Below are 21,887 nucleotides of genomic sequence, written 5' to 3' on the forward strand. Positions count from 1 at the left end.
TATTTAGGTATATTTACATTAAACTACCATTTTATTTCTTTATGAAATAATGGTAGTTTTTTGTGGGTAATCGAATATTATTACTCTCTGCATAACTCACAAAATGATACGTTTTCATAACGTTATAAAAATAACCTAATAGATTAAACATAAAAACTAGTAAAATCAACGTTCTTACTAGGCCTATAATTAGATTATAGACTGCTTTTTATACAGTACATAACCTATATAAAACTAATCATATATTGATTTACTTTATTATTTTTCTAATAATCTAATTATTAGATATGAGAGTGAAATTTAATGAATAGGGTTATTTGGTCTTTTCAGGCTTTAAAGTGTATAAATACTTACAAGTTGTTTTTCTTGTTTATCTCTTCTTTGTTTTTGTTTTGCTTTCTCAAGGGTTGTTAGTGGTCTAATTATCATTTCTAACCTATGCCAAAAGGTGATCGCCAAATGTTAAAGGGTGGGTATTGTCAAACACTTTGGCGGGGTGTCTTTCAGTAGCTAGCCTATACAATACCCGATTAGATTATATACTGTTTTTCTATACAGTGTAATGTATGATGATTTTTGTATAGGTTAGATACTAAATTTATTTGATATTATGTAATCTATAGTTTACAATATAGTAAGTTATAAAGGTTTTTCATTATGTACATCATCAATCAAACAGAAGATTTTGAAAAGTGGGTCTCTAGTATTAGGGATATAAAGGCTAAGACTACTATAGCTATGAGATTAAGAAGAGCGGCACTTGGTAACCTTGGAAATGTAAAGAGCCTAGGCGGTGGTGTGTATGAAATGAAAATCGATGTTGGGGCTGGCTATCGTTTATATTATGGTCAAGAAGGAAAATATATTTACTTGATGTTTTGGGGTGGTAATAAATCCACTCAGGAAAAGGATATAAAAATAGCTCGCAATTTATGGAAAGAAATTAAAGGGGTTTAATATGTCAAACTCAAGAATTAAAATCAAGCCTGTAGATATTTCTGAATATCTTGATAGTGAAGAAATGATAGAAGAATATCTAAAACAAGCAATAGAAGAAGGCGACCCGATATTATTGGCTCATGCCTTGGCTGATGTTGCAAAAGCTCGTGGAATGTCTGAGGTTGCTAAAAAATCAGGGCTAAGCCGTGAAGGTCTATACAAGGCTTTATCAGGTGATACAAAGCCTAGATATGAAACACTTCAAAAAGTATTAGGGGCTTTAGGCTTTGGCTTATCTATAAAACCATTACAGAAAATAGAAAATTATCATCAGATATAAAGCCTAATTGTATAGTTAAGGTCTTAAATATGCCCTATTCATGGATTAAATTAAAACCGTTCTATAGTGCTGATTACTTTACATCTGATGAGGAAATAGAATCATATATCAAGCAAGCAATAAAAGAGGGTGAAAAGTGGCTATTACTCCATGCCCTTGTTGATGTGGGTAATGCTCAAGGTTTGCATGATATAAAAGTGATGTTTGATAGTGATGTGGGTGTATTTGTGGCTGATAGTTCTAGCCTTTGTGGCTTAACATCTTTTCAATGACTGCACTATATTCTGGGTGTTGCTCGTTTAGCCATGTACTGGCTAACCCTCTAAAGCCATGTATATCCTGTTTATCACTGGGTATTATTTGCCTTAGTGCCTTGTTTAAAGTGCCATCACTCATTACTTTCCCCTCTCCCTTTGTGCTTGGTAATAGATAACCACTAGGAATATGTCCAGTAAGTGCCTGTAATTGCTCTAATAGCCTTATAGCTTGGGTTGATAGTGCTATGGTATGGGTCAATGCCCCTGTCTGCTTTAGTAGCTTTGTGCCTTTCATTAGGTGGCTTGGTATGGTTAAGGTCTTTTGCTCCCAGTCGATATATTCCCATTTACAAAATCTAAGCTCCCCTTGTCTAGGAAATATCAATATAAGCAATTTAAGGACTATTAAAGTTATAGGGCTTGCTTTGATATTCTCTAACTTAGGTAAGTAATAGGCTAGTTCTTTAATGTCTATATGTGGGTGGTGTATATCAGGGTATTTTTTTAGATATTTCCCTAAGCCGTTGGTATTGGGTAAGTTATCCGCTAACCCTGAATCAATAGCATATCCAATACTTGCTTGATTAATGTTAGGCTAGCTATTGGAATATTCCTTAGTCCTTTATTATCTATGGCATTGATAGCATTTACTAAGTCTTTCCTTGTTATGTCATTAATATTCATATCCCCTATTTCAGGTAATACATGGTTATGTAAAACCCCTGTTATTTTTTATAGTGGTTATTTCCTACATTATAAGAATGTTTTTCTAACCATTCTAAGGCTATAGCCTTAAAGGTGTATTTGTCCTTGTTCTGCTCTCTGGCTTTTTCCTGTAATGTTGCCTTGTCGTGTTGTTTAGGGTCTATCCCATCAATAATTAGCTGTTTTAATTCACTCGCTTTTATGCGTGCCTCTAATAAGCTAATCATAGGGTATTGCCCTATATGGTGTAGGTGTCTTCTTTATTATCTGTAGGTCGTCTATATCTGTATAAAAAGCTCTTTACTGTACCTTTAGCATTAATTCGTATATATAGATTATCCCTATCTAATATTTTTTGTGGTTTGCCTGTGCCTTGTAGGGCTTTTATTTGCTTGTCTGTAAGTGCCATAATAAATAAATGGGTAATGATGGTTCTTTAATGGGTAATCGTAACCCGTTACCCACAATATTACCCACAAAATTACTCGGCCTCAAGCATTATCTAATATCATCTAAAATACCTATTTAATAAAAAAAACCTAGTAGAATCAATATTCTTACTAGGTTCATATATTATCTAAAAATGTATGCTTGGTAGGCGATACTGGAGTCGAACCAGCGACCTCTACGATGTCAACGTAGCGCTCTAACCAACTGAGCTAACCGCCTAATAAGCTAGCAATTATAGGGTAGAACAGTTATCTTTGTCAAGTATTTTCTTAGTTATTGTTAGTCTATATAAGAAAAACGGCTATCTATAAAATTTACCTTATCAAATAAAGCCATAAAGACTTCTATATATCAACAAAATCCCCCATCTTGTTGCCAAGATAGGGGATTTATTAGGTTATATTACAGACAGTAATTAGATAATTTGGATACCTTGTTGGATATAGACTTCTTCACCATGTGCAGATCCATTATATGTATATTTATCATATACAACACCATCTTTAACAATGTCTGAATCTACTTTTTGCCATACATTCCAATTGCCTTTTTCAGTAAGATTTGTACCGCGATTATCACGATATTCCTTACCATTAACACCATCTCTAGCACCGTTATTATTACCATCTCCACCATTATTACCAAAGTCAACGGTATCACCAACATCACCTTTAATATAAAGTTCTGTAATAGTATCACCGCCTTGTTGAAGATCTTCTAACGTTAAGGCAACTTTTTGATTACCTGTACCACCAGTAACAGCACGCATATCAATGGTTTCAACATTTAATACTTTGCTCATCTCTAATTTGAGATCCTTGCCTTGTAAGAAAATAGTATCATTACCATTTCCACCGTTAATAGCACCCTTACTAGTATCAATTTGCGTTCCTGTAATGGTTATGGTATCGACTCCCTCACCCATATTCAGCTTAATATTATCAATACCTGATGTATTAATAGTACCAACAGTTAGGCTGTCATCTCCAGCACCAAAGGTAAATTTACCACCTTTCAAAGTACCTTTAATATTGACGGTATCAACACCACTACCAAAAGTAAATGAACCATCGGTATCAATATTTCCACCTACTTCGATAAAGTTATCACCATTACCTAAATTAAATGTTTGTGGGTAAGCTCCTTCTTTTCGAATATCACCTTTAACCGAGATAATATCATTACCTTGACCACTGACAAAATTTGTACCATAGAGAAGGTCTGAGCCACCAGCAGCACCATAGCCTACTCGAAGCTCATTATTACCACCACCTAAATCAATGTTTTTAAGACCATTAAAAGTACCATCTATGCGGACACTATCATTACCAGCACCACCATATATGTTATGAGTAAGTATTCCATTAGCTACATTTCCACCAATATAAAGAATATTCGTATTACCTGAAATATCCTCAGCTTTCCCTAAGTCAAATGTATAATCACCAATTACAATATCACCTGCAACTGAAATTCGATCATTACCCGCACCCATTTTAAAGGCTTGCCCTGTCATTGATTGCGCTTCCCCACGGAATTGGATGCTATCATCACCCGCACCAAAAATGGCTCCTCTGAAATCTGATGATCCAGCAGTACCACCAAATGTACCATTAAACTCACCAAATTTACCAAATTTTTTATGCTCCAGACCAACAATAAAGGTATCATTGCCCGAAGTGCTGACAAAACCACCCTTACTAGCATTGGTTGTTGGTTGTTTTGGTGCTACAATACTTGGATCATCAAAACCAAAGTTACCAAAAGTAAGTGGTGCTCCAAGTTTATCACCTACTCTTGATGGATCTGGCCCTTCTTGGGTATTAATCACAGACGTTAAGTTACGCAATAAACTCACTTTAGTTTCAGAAACATTACCTGCCGCATCAGTGATACGTAATTCAATTGCTCCTGATACTTTACGGTTAAAGTTATTTAATTGCAGATTATATCTACCATCTGCCCCTGCAATTGCCTTACTCCAACTACTTTTACCCATACTACCTGTTGCATAGCGATACTCAATCGTTGCTCCTACCTCTGATAAACCAGTAGGCACAAAGACTACTCTACCTGTATCAATATCAAATTTTTCTACAGACATCTGTTCTACTAAGGTATCAAGACGGAAATCAAATGTCCCTTTACTACCCGTAGAAAGATTATCACTATTTTTATCACTTACGACTACTTCATAACGATAGTTTTGCGTATAGGTATCGCCCAATACATTATCACCTTTGGGCGTAACAGTATAAGTTAATCCATCTGCAGAAACCATATCGCCCGTTACTTCTGTCTTACCATGAGTGGTATATGGGTTATTCTTATCGGCACTTTCAGATAGCGTATAGCGATATACTTTGACTTCTTGACCAGCGGTTGGAGCTTTATCAAGCGTAAACTCTAATACAGCATCCTTATCATTGGTCAAACCAGTGGCTAAACTATTGGCAGCTGATAGATTATCTGCATGGGTAACATCACCAACGTATTTTGCATCACCATCTGCATAGTAGTTAGTGTATTCGTATGTTCCATCAACAAGTGGTTCATCGGTTAAATTATCTTTTAATTTAATTGCCGTCACTTGAGGTGTTGATGCAGTTAAGTCAATATCTTCTACTGCTGTTCCATCAGCAGATGAACCTGTTGCTTTTACCTCATACTCTTTCGTTATTTCGTATCCAGTTAAAGCATTCGCCTCAATATTGACACTCCAAGTACCATCTTCTTTAGGTGTTACTGTCTTAGTCACAATGGCACTGCCATCTTTCTCTGCAATAGTAACAGTAATATCACCTGCAATATCTTTACTTGTACCACTAATTAAGAAACCTGCAGCTGCTTCAGCTGGGCTAATTTGTGCATAAACATCACCAGCACTTGTGCCATCATCTGTCGCATCAGCTGCTTGGCTATCTCCGGCAATCTGCGTAATATCAATTTTTGCATTTTGTGGTGCTAAAGAAGTATCATTTACGGTCACTTCATTACCTACCACATCACCGGCTTTTACCTTACCAGTTTCTGCCCCTTCCGTAGTATTATCAGGTTTTGCTGTATGTTCAACTTTTAACTCAGTGACCCCTGCAGGGACATTGTATGTACCATCTGAATTAGGGGCTAGGGTTTTTGCTGAACCATCTACTGGATCGGTATATGTTACCACTGGGGTATCAAAGTCATCCCCAGAGACCGGTGCCGTACCTGAACCAACCACCTGAATCGGTAAATTATCCGCCCCGTTGTTATTATCCAAGGTAATGGTTGTCGTCACTTTATTGTTATCACCTGTTTCATCAATAACCGCAGGCGTACTGACCACCCCATCAGGGTTGCCATCATTATCCTTATCTTCGGCGATAGGTTTGGCATTTTTAGCATCGGTATCGGTGGTGACTGGCTGACCATCTTTATCGGTTTTACCAGTTTCTTTACCTGTTGCATTAACTTGCGCACCATCTTTCACCGCATCAGGTGCAATGGTCACTTTACCCGTGGTAGGATCAATTGTTACCCCCTCAGGTACAGTTCCTTCTGGTTTCCACTTGCCATCATCACCTTTTTTCACGGTAACGGTTTGTGGTTGGTCTTTTTCATCAGTGAAAGTCACTACCATCGCGGTATTATCTGCCCCCGGGGTAACAACGGCACCACCTTGATGATCAGGATCTTTTGCTAAGGTCGGCGCATTAGCTTCTTCGGGTAATGGGCTGGTTGACGTATCATTCACGGTCACTTCATTACCCACTACTTCACCGGCTTTTACCTTACCAGTTTCTGCCCCTTCCGTAGTATTATCAGGTTTTGCTGTATGTTCGACTTTTAACTCAGTGACCCCTGCAGGGACATTGTATGTACCATCTGGATTAGGGGCTAGGGTTTTTGCTGAACCATCTACTGGATCGGTATATGTTACCACTGGGGTATCAAAGTCATCCCCAGAGACCGGTGCCGTACCTGAACCAACCACCTGAATCGGTAAATTATCCGCCCCGTTGTTATTATCCAAGGTAATGGTTGTCGTCACTTTATTGTTATCACCTGTTTCATCAATAACCGCAGGCGTACTGACCACCCCATCAGGGTTGCCATCATTATCCTTATCTTCGGCGATAGGTTTGGCATTTTTAGCATCGGTATCGGTGGTGACTGGCTGACCATCTTTATCGGTTTTACCAGTTTCTTTACCTGTTGCATTAACTTGCGCACCATCTTTCACCGCATCAGGTGCAATGGTTACTTTACCCGTTGCTGGATCTACTGTCACACCGGTAGGGAGATTGCCTTCAGGTTGCCATTGACCATCATCACCTTTTTTCACGGTAACGGTTTGTGGTTGGTCTTTTTCATCAGGGAAAGTCACTACCATCGCGGTATTATCTGCCCCCGGGGTAACAACGGCACCCCCTTGGTGAGCAGGATCTTTTGCTAAGGTCGGCGCATTAGCTTCTTCGGGTAATGGGCTGGTTGACGTATCATTCACGGTCACTTCATTACCCACTACTTCACCGGCTTTTACCTTACCAGTTTCTGCCCCTTCCGTAGTATTATCAGGTTTTGCTGTATGTTCGACTTTTAACTCAGTAACCCCTGCAGGGACATTATATGTACCATCTGGATTAGGGGCTAGGGTTTTTGCTGAACCATCTGCTGGATCGGTATATGTTACCACTGGGGTATCAAAGTCATCCCCAGAGACCGGTGCCGTACCTGAACCAACCACCTGAATCGGTAAATTATCCGCCCCATTGTTATTATCCAAGGTAATGGTTGTTGTCACTTTATTGTTATCGCCTGTTTCATCAATAACCGCCGGTGTACTCACCACCCCATCAGGGTTGCCATCATTATCCTTGTCTTCGGCGATAGGTTTGGCATTTTTACTATCTGTTCCTACCGTACCTTTACCTTCATCACCAGTATTACCTGTGGTGTCCGTTGCTTTTGCGGTTACTTCCGAACCATCTTTCACATTATCTTGTGGGATAGTTACTTTACCCGTAGCAGGATCGACTACAGTACCGTTTGGTACATCACCTTCGGCTTTCCATTGACCATCATCACCTTTGGTTACGGTGATCGTTTGTGGTTGGTCTTTTTCATCTGTATAAGTAATTTCTACTTTTTCAACATCTGCATCTGTTGGTGGTGTTACATCTACTGAACCATCTGTTTTACTAGGTATCACAGTCGGTGCTGTTGGTAAAGTAGTATCTACTGTTACTGTTTCGGTTGCTGTTGCCGATTCATTTCCTGCTTTATCAATCACTTTTGCTGTAACGGTAATATCACCATCTTGAATAACTTCTACAGGAATAGTTGTATAGCCTTTATCAACCATTTCATCTGTAACTGGAATAGATTGCTCTTTACCATTAACCGTTACGATTAAGGTATCACCAGCTTTGGTATGATCAGGAATGGTAATTTGTACAGGCGTACTATTATCATCACCAATTTCTGTTTTATTTAAGAAATCGTCACCATTGCGGTTTTCAGTGAAAATAATATTTGGTGCACCATCCGTATTTTTATCGACTTTAATGGTGCTTTCATTACCATCATTATCAATGATAGGTACATTAACGGTATCTTTACTATCATCAGCATTATCTGGTGTACCATCTTCATTTGTATCACCCGGTACAGTGGTATCAACTTCAACTGTTTTTTTAGCCTCATTAGAAGACTGCCCTGCTGTATCCGTTACTTTTGCAGTCACCTCAATAATACCATCACCCGTTACAGGAACATCAACTTGTGTAAAGCCCTTTTCAATCATTTCAGGTGTAACTGGAATAGATTGTTCTTTACCATTAACAGTAACAATTAGGGTATCACCTACTTCTGTATTTTCTGGAATAGTAATATACACAGGTGTAGTATCTTTACCATCTTTACCCGTAATTTCTTTCGCGTTTAAGTAACCATCTGAATTTTCATCTTCACCAAACACGATATTTGGGGCACCATCGGTATTACGAGGGATTTCTTTTCCATTTGGTAAGGTTACATTATGGTTAGAATCATCATCACCATCTACCTTCCCATCTCCATTACTATCGCCGGGGATTTTATCTGCTGCAAATTTTTCATCTGCATCAGCTGTATTATCTTTATCATCCGTACCTTTTGCATTGATAACCCCACCATCTTTTACTTTATTCTCAGGAATGGTAATCACACCAGTATCTGGATCAATCGTTGCACCTGTATCGCCTGCATCAGGAATCGTCCATTTACCGTCTTCACCTTTTTCAGCGATAACTGTCTTATCTATTCCCTCTTCATTTTTGAAGCTGACTTCTACTTTAGTATTATCAGCACCGGGTGTAACAGTCACAGAACCATCTTTATTAGCAGTAATTTCTGGTTTATCTGCTGTCGTATCAGCTGGGCTACCTTTACCGCCACCACCATTACCACCGCTACCTGCAGCAATGGCAATTCCTGCTATCGGTACTAATGCTAATAACCACCATGGGTTAAATGCCCAGAATGCCGAACTTAATTCTTCACCCCCTAAGGCTTGTGGCGCGGCTACTTCATCTGCTAGCATACTCACCGCATCAAGTTTTTCACCTGACTCGGGGACATACGCATAAATATTACCATTCTCATGCTGACCTACGATAAGGTTGCTGACTTCTTCATTTTGGTCATCACCGTAATAACCTTGGATAACAATATCCGCATTCAAATTGCCATCTTCTAAGAAGATTTTTAGGTCTTTCCCTTCACGTTTAGCAATAATATTTTGTGGGGCAAAACCAGTTGCATCATCAATAAGTTGATAGTTTGAATTGGCTCTGGCATCAATCACTAATACTTCACCTTGATTGATGTTGTGGTTAGCAATGACTTTCTTGGCGCTTAATACTTTTAATGTTACTGACATAATGTTTATTCCTTAATCGATACAATTACTGTTGTTGACCGTAAACAGTGATTTCAACACGGCGATTTGGCTGGTTACACGCTTGTTTTGCTTTTCCTTCTAATGCACCGCAATGTGTTACCACTGGTTGGCTTTCGCCATAACCCACCACTTCAATTGGTAAGCCAACGCCTGCATTGACTAAAGCTGCTTTAACCGTTTCGGCACGTTGTTGTGATAAACGTTGGTTATACGCGACTGAACCCTCTGGATCGGTATGACCACTCACAACTAATTTACTCACCCCACTTAATGAGGCAATCCCTTGTGCAAAGCTAATAATTTCTTGTTTTCCGTTAGGAAGAATGTCGTTATAGCCTGCTTTATTAAAGGCAAATAAGGCACTAGCATCTAATTCGGCATTGGCTAATACAGGCTCACCACACTGCTCTGGGGCTGGTACACGTGATAAAGTTTGGTTTTCTTTGGGTAATTGGTTAATCGCCATTTGTGCTTCTTGCTCATTAACACGCACAAATGTCAATTGACCGCGTTGATCTTGAATGACTTTAACAAAAGTCGTTTGTCCTACTGGTAGGGTATAGTTCACCCCATATGTGCGATTACCAAACGCGGCATTTGTACTAAAAGATGAGCTTATCAATGTTTTAGCGGCACAAACCGTTACAGGCGTAAAGGCATTTGGTAATAAAGAGGCTTGGTAATTACCATTAATGTAAACATTCACCGCTGGACCTTGAATATCATCTTGACGGAAGAACACGATTTGGGATTGGTTTTCTTCAAGCTGTGGTGTACTTACTGATGATGAGGTAAAGTTATGCCATTTTTCAAGTGGTTGCCCTAACTCTTTTGGCGTTGTACAAGCACTTAATGCTGCTAATAGTGCTACGCTAAGTAGGCTTTTTTTCATATCAAAGTTCTCCATAGATAAACTTATTTATTGTTGAAAAAATATTTTTAATTCTTAATCTATAAGTCATAAGGAATGAAATAAGAGCATCAATAACTGTATTAAAAAAAAGAGTACCCCAACTAAATAAAATTAGCTGAGATACTCTTTATATGAAATATTGATACTATTTTATTACTTATAATTAAATGATTAGAAATAAAAAAGGACAAAGTAAAAACGATTAAATCATCGTTTTTACTTTGTCCTTTTAATTTAGTCGAATAAGAAACTTTGCTGCTTGCTTAATTTACCCATGACAAACTCTCTACTTCTCTCTATATATATAATATTATATTGCCTAATGTATTTATTTACAATAATAAATAATTAGAAATATTTATGATTCTGTTTATTTACAACAAAATTATCTATCTTTCATCTTAGACAGGTAAATTTATTTACCTACTTTTATATAAACTTTTTAGTTATTTCAAGGACTAGCTTAAACCGGTATTTATTTTTCTATAATAGTGATAATATGAAACTTGAATTATTGCTCGCTATTTAATTTTGCTTATTTTTATCTCCTATTATTCTCTTTTTAAAAATTTATCCGTTTAACAGAAAAATATTTCACATCAAATGGATTAAACCGTATTTTCTATATCCCTCATTTTTTATCGTCTTAATAAGAAATAGCTATATTATTGGTTTAATTTTATAAATGAGGAAGAATAAAAAAAGCTGTATGATTTCCTCATACAGCTTTTTATCTTTGGTCAATCTACTTAGTTATTTTCTAAGAAGCTTTTTAGTTTGTCTGCTCGACTAGGATGACGCAATTTACGCAGTGCTTTTGCCTCAATTTGACGAATACGCTCACGCGTTACATCAAATTGTTTACCAACTTCTTCAAGGGTTTGATCCGAACTCATTCCAATACCAAAACGCATACGAAGAACTTTACCCTCTCTTTGCGTTAAGGAATTAATTACCTCTTCAAAAACCTCACTCATTGAACGTTGTAAAGCAGAATCAGCAGGTGCTAATGTACCCACATCTTCAATGAAATCGCCTAAATGTGAATCATCATCATCACCAATCGGTGTTTCCATTGAAATAGGTTCTTTCGCAATTTTTAAAATACGGCGAACCTTATCAACAGGCATTTCCATTTTTTGAGCCAAGGTAGCTGGATCAGGTTCTACCCCTGTTTCCTGTAAAATTTGACGATTAATACGGTTCATCTTATTAATCGTTTCAATCATATGCACAGGAATACGGATAGTTCTCGCTTGATCCGCAATAGAGCGAGTAATGGCTTGTCGAATCCACCATGTAGCATAAGTCGAGAACTTATAACCTCGGCGGTATTCAAACTTATCAACTGCTTTCATCAAACCAATATTACCCTCTTGAATTAAATCCAAGAATTGCAAACCACGATTGGTATATTTTTTGGCAATCGAAATCACCAAGCGTAAGTTAGCTTCAATCATTTCTTGTTTGGCTTTCTTCGCTTTGGCTTCACCATTTGCCATACGTTTATTGACATCTTTCAGATCTTGAATAGGAAGAATAACTTCTTTTTCTAATTCAATAAATTTTTCTTGAATTTCATGAATATCAGGAATAAAACGTTCTAGTCTTTCAGCATAAGGAGCGCCTGATTGGATTTCTTTATGAACCCATTCTAAATCTGTTTCATGCCCTGGGAAAGAGGCAATAAAATGCTCACGAGGCATCTCAACACGATCAACACAAACCGCTAGCATTTGACGCTCTAAATGACGAACTTGTTCTACTTGTCCTCGCAATGTATCGGCTAAACGCTCAACAATTTTTGCTGTAAAACGTACCCCTAATAACTCATCATAAATAATTTGATGGGCTTTTTCATAAGTATCAGATTGATAAGCACCTTTTTCGCACTCTTCTTTCATGATTTTGAAAGCTTTTTCTACACGATCAAACTTCTCTAATGCCTGTTCATGTAGCATTTCAATTTGCTTACTACTCATACCACCAGCAGGTACATCATCCGATTCATCTTCTAACGTAACACCAGAACCCGCATATTCTTCACCATCTTCAGAGATTAAGCCATCAACAATTTCGTCAATTTGTGCTTGACCATCACGAACACGCTGAATATGACGTAAAATTTCTTCTACTGTCGTAGGTGATGCGGCAATTGCCATTACCATCGCCTTTAAGCCATCTTCGATACGCTGTGCAATTTCAATTTCGCCTGAACGAGTGAGTAGCTCTACTGAACCCATTTCACGCATATAAATACGCACAGGATCCGTGGTTCGACCAAACTCAGAATCAACTGTGGTTAATGCTGCTTCTGCCTCATCTTCCACATCGTCATCATCACTGATAGGCGTATTATCATTAAGAATTAAATCTTCAGCAGATGGGGCTTGATCATAAACAGGAATACCCATCTCATTAAATGTGCTGATAATACTGTCTAAGGCATCAACATCCACCAAATCATCAGATAAATGGTCATTAATCTCCGCATAAGTAAGATAACCACGATCTTTACCTTGCTTAATTAATTGTTTCATCTGTGCGCGACGTGCTTCTATTTGCTCTGGAGAGATATTTCGTCCACCCGCATCACCACGCCGTTTTGAGCGATTAGATTTTACATCTGAAAAATCAATATCAACGCTGTCATCATCTCCATTATCATCATCAAAATCTAAGTCATCTGATGAAATAGTTGATTTAGGACGACCGGGTGATTTTTTACTTTTAGGCGGTGTATCAAAATCATCATCAAAGCTATCAAAGTCATCATCTAAATCATCATCTAGGTCTTCAATGACTTTTTTAGCTGTCTTTTTGGAGGCTTTAGATTTTTCCGCTTTAGAAGCTGCTGGTTTAGTCGTTTTACTAGCCTTAGCGGTCGATTTTGTTGATTTAGTATCTGCCTTTACTGTTTCTTCTGCTGATTCAACTTTTTCAACTGCTGTTTTTTTAGCCGTATTTGCACTTGTCTTTTTGTCTGTCATAGGGAGTTCTTTTTTAAGAGATTTATTTGTCGTACTGCTTTCTGTTGCATCGGCTTTTGCGCTTACCTTTTTGCTTGTAGAACCCGTTTTCTCTGCCGTTCGTTTACTTACCTTAGCCATATTTCATTACCCTTTTAGGAGTTAATCAAGAAAGCACTACTCAAATGATGGGAAATATTTAGATAACCCTTTATTATACAGAACTCTATATAAAAACTGTAGAATAAAAGGTTTTATATAAAACATTATAGGATGCCTTCCATATCATCGGAATAATTTGCTGTTTACTCTCCTATATGGGGACAACTCCTATGATATTCAATAACTGATAAATAGAATTAAATCATATTATTTAAGTATTTTAGTCGCATACTTAACTGACGATAACGTTTTTTATTCGTTTCATCTTGCATATCCGCCGTTTGCATCAGTTCTTTTAGGATGCGTTTAATATCCTCTATTTCAACCTTATGCATTATTCCTATCCACTCTGCCTTAGGGTTGCTTAGGATTTCATCTTGTATAATGGGATTATTTACAATAGACATAACAATACGGTAAATATCTTCATGTTCTTTTAATTTATGCTCTATTGTCCCCAATGTCGCTGTTCCGCTAGCAATACAAATAGCAAGAAACTGTGCAACTAATGCATATTGTGTTTGATGGGCTAATAATTCTAACTGCCTTTCTGTGATACATGTCAGTATATCCGGATGATTTAAAATCAAACGAAAAATCTTCATACTCAAAGGATCTACCGTACGCTTTTGATGCCAAGAAGATACTTTTTTCTTTTCTTTTATCTCTTTCTTTACTAAAGGAGAAAAAACTTCTTCTGTGTGCATAAAGGCTTGTACATTAGCCTGCCGTTGTTGTTGACTTTCTATATAGCTATGTAGATTACTTTTCAGCTCTTCATGTGTTAATCCTAATAGCTTGGCCATATCCTTTTCGATTTGTACTCGCATAACGGTCGCATCAGGAAGCTGTACAAGTAATTCTCGTATCTCATGCAAACACGTTGCTCTTCCCTCTGCCTCATCAAGTCGATAATGACGTTTTAACTCTTCAATAAAGAATGTCGATAGAGGTAGCGAAGATTGTACTTGTTCTCTAAACTTTTCTTGTCCAAAAGCACGAATATAGGTATCTGGGTCATGCTCTTCTGGTAGAAAAAGAAAGCGTATTGCAATATCATCTCGCAATAAAGGAAAACACGTTTTTAACGCTTTCCATGCGGCTCTTCGCCCTGCTTGGTCTCCATCAAAACTAAAAACTATTTTATGCGTAATACGCATCAGTTTGGTAATATGCTCTGCTGATGTCGCTGTCCCCAATGTAGCTACTGCATTTTCTAATCCCAGTTGTGCAAGACTAACTACATCCATATAGCCTTCAACAACTAAGACAAATCCCTCTTTATGGATACCTGCTCGATTTTCAAATAAACCATAAAGTTCCAATCCTTTATGAAAAATAGGCGTTTCAGGTGAATTTAAATATTTGGGCTGACCACTACCAATAATCCTCCCCCCAAACCCAATAATTTTGCCTCTGGCATTATAGATAGGGAAAGTAATTCTCTCACGAAAACGATCGTATTTACGCAAATCTTCATTTTGAATAACTAAACCCGCCTCAACTAAATCGGGGTTATCATAATTTTCAAAGACTTGTTTTAGACCTTGCCTATCTCGGCCACTCCAACCCAAACCAAATTTAAGGGCTGTTTTTCCATCTAAACCTCTATTTTTTAGATAGTCAATCGCTTCAGGGGCTTGTTTTAGCTGTTGTTTATACCATTTTTGTGCTTTTTCTAAGCACTCATGTAATAAATCAGTTTTGGTTTTTCGCTCTATTTCTTGTGCAATTTGACGTGATGATCGTTTTTGTTCGGGTACTTGTAATCCAACACGACTGGCTAATGTTTTAACTGCCTCAGGGAAAGTCATTCCCAAATGCTTCATCAGAAAATCAATAGCATTACCGCCTTGACCACAACTAAAGCAATGAAAAAACTGTTTTTGGGGGCTTACTGAAAAGGAAGGGCTTTTCTCTTGATGGAAAGGACAGAGGCCAAATAAACTTGTACCTCTTTTTTTTAGCTGTACATACTGCCCAACCACGTCTTCAACATGAACGCGGTTGAGCACTTCCTGAACAAAGGATTCAGGAATCATAATACGACATTAGTATAAGCGTGGAGGTAATTGTTGGCTACGGATACGTTTGTAATGACGTTTTACCGCAGCTGCGTGTTTACGTTTACGCTCTGTTGTTGGTTTTTCATAAAATTCACGAGCACGTAAATCAGTCAATAAACCTGTTTTTTCAATAGTACGTTTGAAACGACGTAAAGCAGCCTCAAATGGCTCATTTTCTTTTAGACGAACGCTTGGCATTCAAAAATCCTTTAAATTTAATATATTGATTATATATAACAAATAATCAATGGTAATCTATAAAAAATACAAGACTAACCCTGTAAAGGGTTATTAATGTTTGGGGGTAATCAAACTATTTTACCCAACAAACAGCTAAAAAATCACCTGACCTTTTGAGTATGATGTAATGATCAAAGGTGAATAAAACGCTATCATAATAGTTAAAACACTATTGTTATCACTATCATTCACCTAAAATCAATTACTTAATTTTAGAATAATCTGCCATTTTAGCAGAAATTAATCGTTTTGTACACCTTTTCGGATCCAAGCCTCTAATTGATGAGGACGTAAACTATCATAATCTTCAAAGGGTTGATGAATCCATGGATTAGTTGGTAATTTATCAACATAGTAAAAAGGTTCTACTTTAGAGTGACCTTTCCACCATAATACCGCTGAACGCATTTCTTCAATATCCGGAAATTGTGTCAATAAATGATCATAGACCTTACTAAAAGTTAATCCTGTATCTACCATATCATCTACAAGTAATACACGTCCCGATAAAGTACCACGGGTAATTGTGATAAATTTTGCAATATCTAACTGCCCCTGTTGTGTACCTGCTGCTTCACGATAAGAACTGGTCGCCAAAATACCTAAAGGAACATCAAAAATCCGTGATAAGACATCCCCTACTCGCACACCACCACGTGCTAGGCAAATAATCGTATCAAATTTCCAACCTGATTGATAAACAGTTAATGCTAACCGTTCTATGAGACGGTTATAGCTATCCCAACTCACCCATAAATCTGTATCTGTACTCTGAGGAAGACTCATTATTATTAACCCTCTAAAATATTCGTTAGCATAATTGTTTCTTGGCGATCAGGGCCAGTAGAAATCATGGCAATAGGTACTTCACAAATTTCTTGCATACGCACTAAGAATTTACGTGCATTTTCAGGAAGTTTTGCATATTCAGTTACCCCTTTGGTTGATTCAGTCCACCCCGGAATCATTTCAATAATCGGTACAACTTTTGTACAATCATTTGCCCCATAAGGTAGGATATCTACTTTTTTACCATCTACCTCATAGCCCACACAAATACCCACTTCTTTTAAACCATCTAATACATCTAACTTGGTAACACATAAGCCAGAAAGACCATTTACAATAGCCGAACGTTTAAGTGCTGCGGCATCAAACCAACCACAACGGCGAGGACGACCCGTTACTGAACCGAACTCTTGACCGACTTTGGCAATATGTGCACCAATTTCATTATGCAATTCACTTGGGAAAGGGCCAGATCCTACACGTGTCGTATAGGCTTTCGTAATACCTAAAACATAGTGTAAGGAAGAAGGGCCCACACCAGCACCAGCAGATGCCTGTCCTGCAACACAATTACTGCTTGTTACAAAGGGATATGTTCCATGATCAATATCTAATAAAGCACCTTGCGCTCCCTCAAATAAGAGAGATTTACCTGCTTTTTGTACTTGATAAAGCTCTTCTGCGACATCAGCCACCATAGGCTTAATTTGTTTAGCCCATTCTTTAACTTGAAGTAAGATTTCATCATACGAAAGCGTTTCTGCTTTAAGATAATTGGCTAAAATAAAATTATGGTAGGCTAATACTTCTTGTAGTTTAGCTTCTAGTATTTCTTCTTGGAATAAATCCTGTACACGAATCGCACGACGAGCAACTTTATCCTCATACGCAGGCCCAATACCACGACCTGTTGTACCAATTTTGGCATCACCCTTAGCTGCCTCTCGTGCTTGGTCTATCGCAATGTGATAAGGTAGAATTAATGTAGTCGCCTCTGAGATTTTTAGGCGAGAACAGACTTCAACACCTGCGTCTTCTAACTCACCAATTTCTTTAAGTAAAGCTTCTGGGGAGAGTACCACACCATTACCAATATAGCAGGTAGTGTGCGGATGCATAATACCAGAGGGAATTAAACGAAGAATCGTTTTTTTACCATTAATCCACAACGTATGTCCAGCATTATGCCCACCTTGGAAACGTACGACACCGTGCACATTTTCTGCTAGCCAATCGACAATCTTGCCTTTGCCTTCATCACCCCATTGGGTGCCAATTACGACGACGTTTTTATTCATAGTCTCTACTTAAAAAAAAAACGGGTTCTTGTTTTCACAAGTCTAAAAATAAGCGTTAATTTAATCAGCAATTTTTTTGAGTTGCCACTCACCTTGCTCAAAAACTAACTCTTGCTCAAAAATAAATTCATCTACAGAGATATGGCTATTGGGTAACTCTTGAACAACAATATACCCTGCCTCTCTTAATGCATTAATCTGACTATTTAATGCTTTATCATTTAGCCAAGGGGCTTTGATTGCCTTACTAGGACTAGCTGGCGTTAAGTGTGTTGATAATTTACGCAAATCCAAACTAAAACCTGTTGCCGCCCTTGCACGACCAAAGGCTTCACTCAGATTATCATAACGCCCACCTCGTACCAATGCTTCATGCCAACCATCAGCATAAAGGGCAAAAATAACGCCTGTATGGTAAGCATAGCCTGTTACATCCGCTAAATCAATACTTAGCTGCGCAGTATTTAATTCTGCTACTATTGCTCTTAGTGATTGAATACCTTTTTGTACCTCTGCTAGTGGAGGTAATATTTCCTGCGCTTTATCAAGAATCTCTACCCCACCATAGAGTGTAGGTAAAGCAAGCAAACCCGATTTGATCTGCGCGGGTAATGTAGGATATTGATCTAATAGCAAAGCAAGAGAAGTCTTATCCTTATCTTTGAGATAGGTATAAATCTCAGTTACCGTATCTTGGTTAAAACCAGAAAATGCTTGAATCAATGCCCTTGTAATACCGGGATAATTTAAATCAACACGAACAGCAGAAACACCTGCTGTCATAAGACTTTCAAGGGCAAGTTGGATTACTTGAATATCAGCCTCTACCCCTTCATATCCATAGATTTCTGCGCCAATCTGCATCAATTCTCGATCAGATAATAAGCCTGCTGGGCGTGCATGAAGCACTGTTCCACAATAACAAAGACGTGTAACACCCTCACGATTGAGTAAATGGGCATCAATCCGCGTGATTTGTGGTGTCATATCTGCTCGCACACCAATATTTCGCCCAGATATTTGATCAACCAATGTACAAGTCTGTAAAGAGAGTGAATCACTTTGCCCAACAAGCAGAGAATCTGTATATTCTACTAATGGAGGTGTTACCATCTCAAAGCCATGCGCTCGATATAAGTCAAGCAATCGCCGTCTTAACTCTTCGATACGTCGCGCTTCAGCTGGTAAAATATCTGATAAATAGTCTGGTAGTAACCAGTTTTGTATTTTCATCTTAAAACAATAATAAAAAACGACCTATTTGCGTAAGCAAGTAGGCCGTATTTGCAATTCTTAACTTACAACACATTATAGCAAAGTTTCTCTACTTTTACACATTCATTTACCAGAAAAATAATCTATTTTACATTTAGCGTTAATAACTTACGCTATTCAAGGATAAAAACTTTAAAACACTATCGATTTTTAATTGTTTTTCGTAAACTTTGGATTTTTTACAAATTTTTCTAACTATTTTTGAAGAGGCATAAATAGCATTACGCAACTCTACCAATCTTCACTTTTAAAATCCTCTGCTTTGATATTATGTTTACGCATTAATTCCCAAAAGGCTCTTCTATTTTTGCTGGCTAACTGCGCTGCCGCACAGATATTACCTCTTGCTTGCACAAGTGAATATGTAATATAACGTTTTTCAAAATCTTCCACCACTTTCATCTTCGCCTCACGGAAAGAATCCTGATACTGGACAGCTTGCTCTACGGTTAGCATCGCTAGTAATGATTTTCTTTTTTTAGTCATCGCATAGCGTGATAATGCCTTGATACTTTTTTCTCGAGAGATTTGCCGTTTTTGGGGATTATCATGTACACCAGATAATTCTATATTATGAGAAGCATAGACTCGTTGTTGAGTATATCGATACACTTGATTACGCAACCGTACATGAATAAGTGCCATATTATCATTCTCTAATAAAAAATCACTTACACCCAACCCAACTAAATCTAAAAAAGCAACGGGTTGAATATGATGAGCTAATACAACAATAGGAACTTGAGGTATCGGCTGTAATTGAGATAGCATTATTCTTGTCCAAACTAAACTTTCTTGTTCAACAGGAACAATTAAACAGTCATATCGCTCAAATAAAACAGCCAAATCATTTATAACGGTTGGATTAGGAAATGACTGTCCCCCTATATCAAAAGTATCCCCAATCACAAAATTGAATATATCAATTTTGAAAAACTTTAAGCGATCCGATTCCTTTTGTGCCTCCCCTAGAAAACGATCTAGCCATGAATCAAACATAGGTAGGGTTAATACACCACACTCTATTTTTTCACGCATTATGTTCCCCTTTTGTGTCCTATTAAAATGAATTAAAAATTAAGAGAATAAAACTGATACCATTTTATAGAGCCATCATGACTGCAATATTGCCTTTATTTTATAATAAAACTTGCTCAAATTGTAATAATTATTAATTATATTAAACCAAATGTAATATTTGATGCTATATCTCTTGATCTGAAATACTGTTATTTTTATCTATTTTTAAACAATATATCACAATAGCCTATTAATCAAATTTGATACGACATTAACCCAGCATAAGTTTTAAATAGATGGTGCTTTTAAAAACCATTTGATAGACGCTACTAAGAGGGAAAGTAAAAGGATAAATAAGCAAAACAACAAAATAATAGTATCAGATAACGTAGATTTTATGAACGTATTCACCACAAAAATAATGTACCATAAAGCACAAAGGGGCTACTATTTTAGCCCCTTTATTTGAATCAATTTTCTCTATTTATCCTGCTCTTGATGAACTAAATCAGCAGCAGAAGTAAAGGAATCTGCATAAAATTCTTCTGTTGGTAATCCTGCCTGTGCATAAGCTGTACGTGCACTGGAAACAACAATAGGTGCACCACAGGCATAAACTTGATAGGCACTTAAATCAGCAATATCATCAAGCACTGCCTGATGAACAAATCCTGTACGCCCCTGCCAATTATCTTCAGGTAAAGCATCAGAAACAACAGGAATAAAGGTAAAATGAGGTAAGCGAGCATCCCACTCTTTACATAAATCCATCATATAAATATCAGCGGGGCGACGCCCTCCCCAATACAAAGAAACAGGACGCAAAATACCACTTTCTATGATTTCTTCTACAATCGCTTTAATGGGAGCAAATCCTGTACCGCTAGCCAACAAAACGATAGGTTTATCCGACTCTTTACGCAAGAAAAATGATCCTAATGGCCCTTCTATTCGTAAAATTTCTTTTACTTTCATCGCCGTATTACCTGTACCAAAGACATGGTCTGTAAATAGTCCACCCTTCATATGACGGATATGTAACTCTATCGGTGCTTTTTCGATAGGACGCGTGGCTAATGAATAAGCTCGGCGAGAACCATCTTTTAAAATAAATTCAATATACTGACCTGCTTCATAGAGAAAAGTATCTGAACTAGGTGTTTGTAATTTAACCACCATCACATCATCCGCTTTTTTCTCCATTTCAGTAACACGGACAGGTAGCTTTTTAACTTGAATAGCAGATGCTAATTTAACAATTTGTGTTTGAATGGTTAAATCAGAACGTGGCTTAGTCTCACAGAATAAACAAGCTCCCTCTGCTCGTTCCTCTTCAGGGATTAAATTAGTTGTCCCTAATCCTGACTCATACTCCCCTGAAACAACCTTACCTTTACAGCTTAGACAGGCACCCGCACGACAGCTATAGGGTAGAATAATGTCATTTGCCAGAGCAGCATCCAGAATAGTCTGCCCCTCATTTACCTCAAAAGTATGATTACTTGATTCAATGGTTACTTTATAAGCCATGGCTAATCC

17 protein-coding genes and 1 tRNA gene are annotated in these 21,887 nt (G+C 37.6%); 3 read left to right on the top strand and 15 right to left on the bottom strand.

All coding sequences use genetic code 11. The annotated features are described in order from the left end of the window. The first annotated feature begins 657 nt into the window (after positions 1-657). Genes F9B76_RS02680 through F9B76_RS02690 form a run of 3 tightly spaced genes read left to right on the top strand, consistent with a single transcriptional unit; the run spans position 658 to position 1,551 of the window. Complete coding sequence (locus F9B76_RS02680; RefSeq protein WP_159990704.1) at positions 658-957, top strand: type II toxin-antitoxin system RelE/ParE family toxin; 300 nt, start codon at positions 658-660, stop codon at positions 955-957. Between the two features lies 1 nt (position 958). Beyond that, positions 959-1,279: an addiction module antidote protein gene (locus F9B76_RS02685; protein WP_159990705.1), complete on the top strand. Its 321-nt coding sequence runs from the start codon at positions 959-961 to the stop codon at positions 1,277-1,279. Between the two features lie 29 nt (positions 1,280-1,308). Then, complete coding sequence (locus tag F9B76_RS02690; protein WP_159990706.1) at positions 1,309-1,551, top strand: helix-turn-helix domain-containing transcriptional regulator; 243 nt, start codon at positions 1,309-1,311, stop codon at positions 1,549-1,551. Here F9B76_RS02690 and F9B76_RS02695 read toward each other — a convergent pair. The 15 genes from F9B76_RS02695 to F9B76_RS02760 all read right to left on the bottom strand — a co-directional run bounded on the left by F9B76_RS02695 (position 1,520) and on the right by F9B76_RS02760 (position 21,878). After that, complete coding sequence (locus tag F9B76_RS02695; protein ID WP_341477965.1) at positions 1,520-1,930, bottom strand: tyrosine-type recombinase/integrase; 411 nt, start codon at positions 1,928-1,930, stop codon at positions 1,520-1,522. The two genes, F9B76_RS02690 and F9B76_RS02695, sit on opposite strands and share 32 nt — an antisense overlap. A gap of 152 nt (positions 1,931-2,082) precedes the next feature. Next, a complete protein-coding gene (locus F9B76_RS10485) occupies positions 2,083-2,220 on the bottom strand; it encodes a hypothetical protein (RefSeq protein WP_159990708.1) in 138 nt (45 codons plus the stop codon). Between the two features lie 41 nt (positions 2,221-2,261). Continuing rightward, positions 2,262-2,468, bottom strand: a complete 207-nt coding sequence (locus F9B76_RS02705) for a hypothetical protein (protein WP_159990709.1) — start codon at positions 2,466-2,468, stop codon at positions 2,262-2,264. Positions 2,469-2,479: 11 nt separating this feature from the next. Then, positions 2,480-2,650 (bottom strand): Arm DNA-binding domain-containing protein, encoded by a 171-nt coding sequence (locus F9B76_RS10490; protein ID WP_423805510.1) that lies wholly within the window; start codon positions 2,648-2,650, stop codon positions 2,480-2,482. Between the two features lie 183 nt (positions 2,651-2,833). After that, positions 2,834-2,910, bottom strand: a tRNA-Val gene (locus F9B76_RS02710). A 196-nt stretch (positions 2,911-3,106) separates the two neighbouring features. Beyond that, complete coding sequence (locus tag F9B76_RS02715; protein WP_159990710.1) at positions 3,107-9,595, bottom strand: hypothetical protein; 6,489 nt, start codon at positions 9,593-9,595, stop codon at positions 3,107-3,109. 25 nt (positions 9,596-9,620) lie between these two features. Further along, the gene (locus F9B76_RS02720; protein ID WP_159990711.1) at positions 9,621-10,508 is read right to left on the bottom strand and encodes an OmpA family protein; all 888 of its coding nucleotides are present in this window, start codon (positions 10,506-10,508) and stop codon (positions 9,621-9,623) included. A gap of 770 nt (positions 10,509-11,278) precedes the next feature. Continuing rightward, positions 11,279-13,639, bottom strand: a complete 2,361-nt coding sequence (rpoD, locus tag F9B76_RS02725) for an RNA polymerase sigma factor RpoD (RefSeq protein WP_159990712.1) — start codon at positions 13,637-13,639, stop codon at positions 11,279-11,281. A gap of 218 nt (positions 13,640-13,857) precedes the next feature. Then, positions 13,858-15,702 carry a DNA primase gene (gene dnaG / locus F9B76_RS02730; protein ID WP_159990713.1) on the bottom strand — a complete coding sequence of 615 codons (1,845 nt, stop codon included), beginning with the start codon at positions 15,700-15,702 and terminating at the stop codon, positions 13,858-13,860. Positions 15,703-15,711: 9 nt separating this feature from the next. Further along, positions 15,712-15,924: a 30S ribosomal protein S21 gene (gene rpsU, locus F9B76_RS02735; RefSeq protein WP_159990714.1), complete on the bottom strand. Its 213-nt coding sequence runs from the start codon at positions 15,922-15,924 to the stop codon at positions 15,712-15,714. Between the two features lie 282 nt (positions 15,925-16,206). Further along, positions 16,207-16,752 carry a phosphoribosyltransferase gene (locus F9B76_RS02740; RefSeq protein ID WP_201289336.1) on the bottom strand — a complete coding sequence of 182 codons (546 nt, stop codon included), beginning with the start codon at positions 16,750-16,752 and terminating at the stop codon, positions 16,207-16,209. 5 nt (positions 16,753-16,757) lie between these two features. Further along, positions 16,758-18,053, bottom strand: a complete 1,296-nt coding sequence (locus F9B76_RS02745; RefSeq protein WP_159990715.1) for an adenylosuccinate synthase — start codon at positions 18,051-18,053, stop codon at positions 16,758-16,760. Between the two features lie 60 nt (positions 18,054-18,113). Further along, complete coding sequence (locus tag F9B76_RS02750; protein ID WP_159992066.1) at positions 18,114-19,280, bottom strand: ATP phosphoribosyltransferase regulatory subunit; 1,167 nt, start codon at positions 19,278-19,280, stop codon at positions 18,114-18,116. Positions 19,281-19,559: 279 nt separating this feature from the next. After that, positions 19,560-20,366 carry a hypothetical protein gene (locus F9B76_RS02755; protein ID WP_159990716.1) on the bottom strand — a complete coding sequence of 269 codons (807 nt, stop codon included), beginning with the start codon at positions 20,364-20,366 and terminating at the stop codon, positions 19,560-19,562. A gap of 462 nt (positions 20,367-20,828) precedes the next feature. Continuing rightward, positions 20,829-21,878, bottom strand: a complete 1,050-nt coding sequence (locus F9B76_RS02760; RefSeq protein ID WP_159990717.1) for a CDP-6-deoxy-delta-3,4-glucoseen reductase — start codon at positions 21,876-21,878, stop codon at positions 20,829-20,831. Positions 21,879-21,887 lie beyond the last annotated feature (9 nt).

The sequence above is a fragment of the Pelistega ratti genome, assembly GCF_009833965.1.
GTDB classification, from domain to species: domain Bacteria; phylum Pseudomonadota; class Gammaproteobacteria; order Burkholderiales; family Burkholderiaceae_B; genus Taylorella; species Taylorella ratti.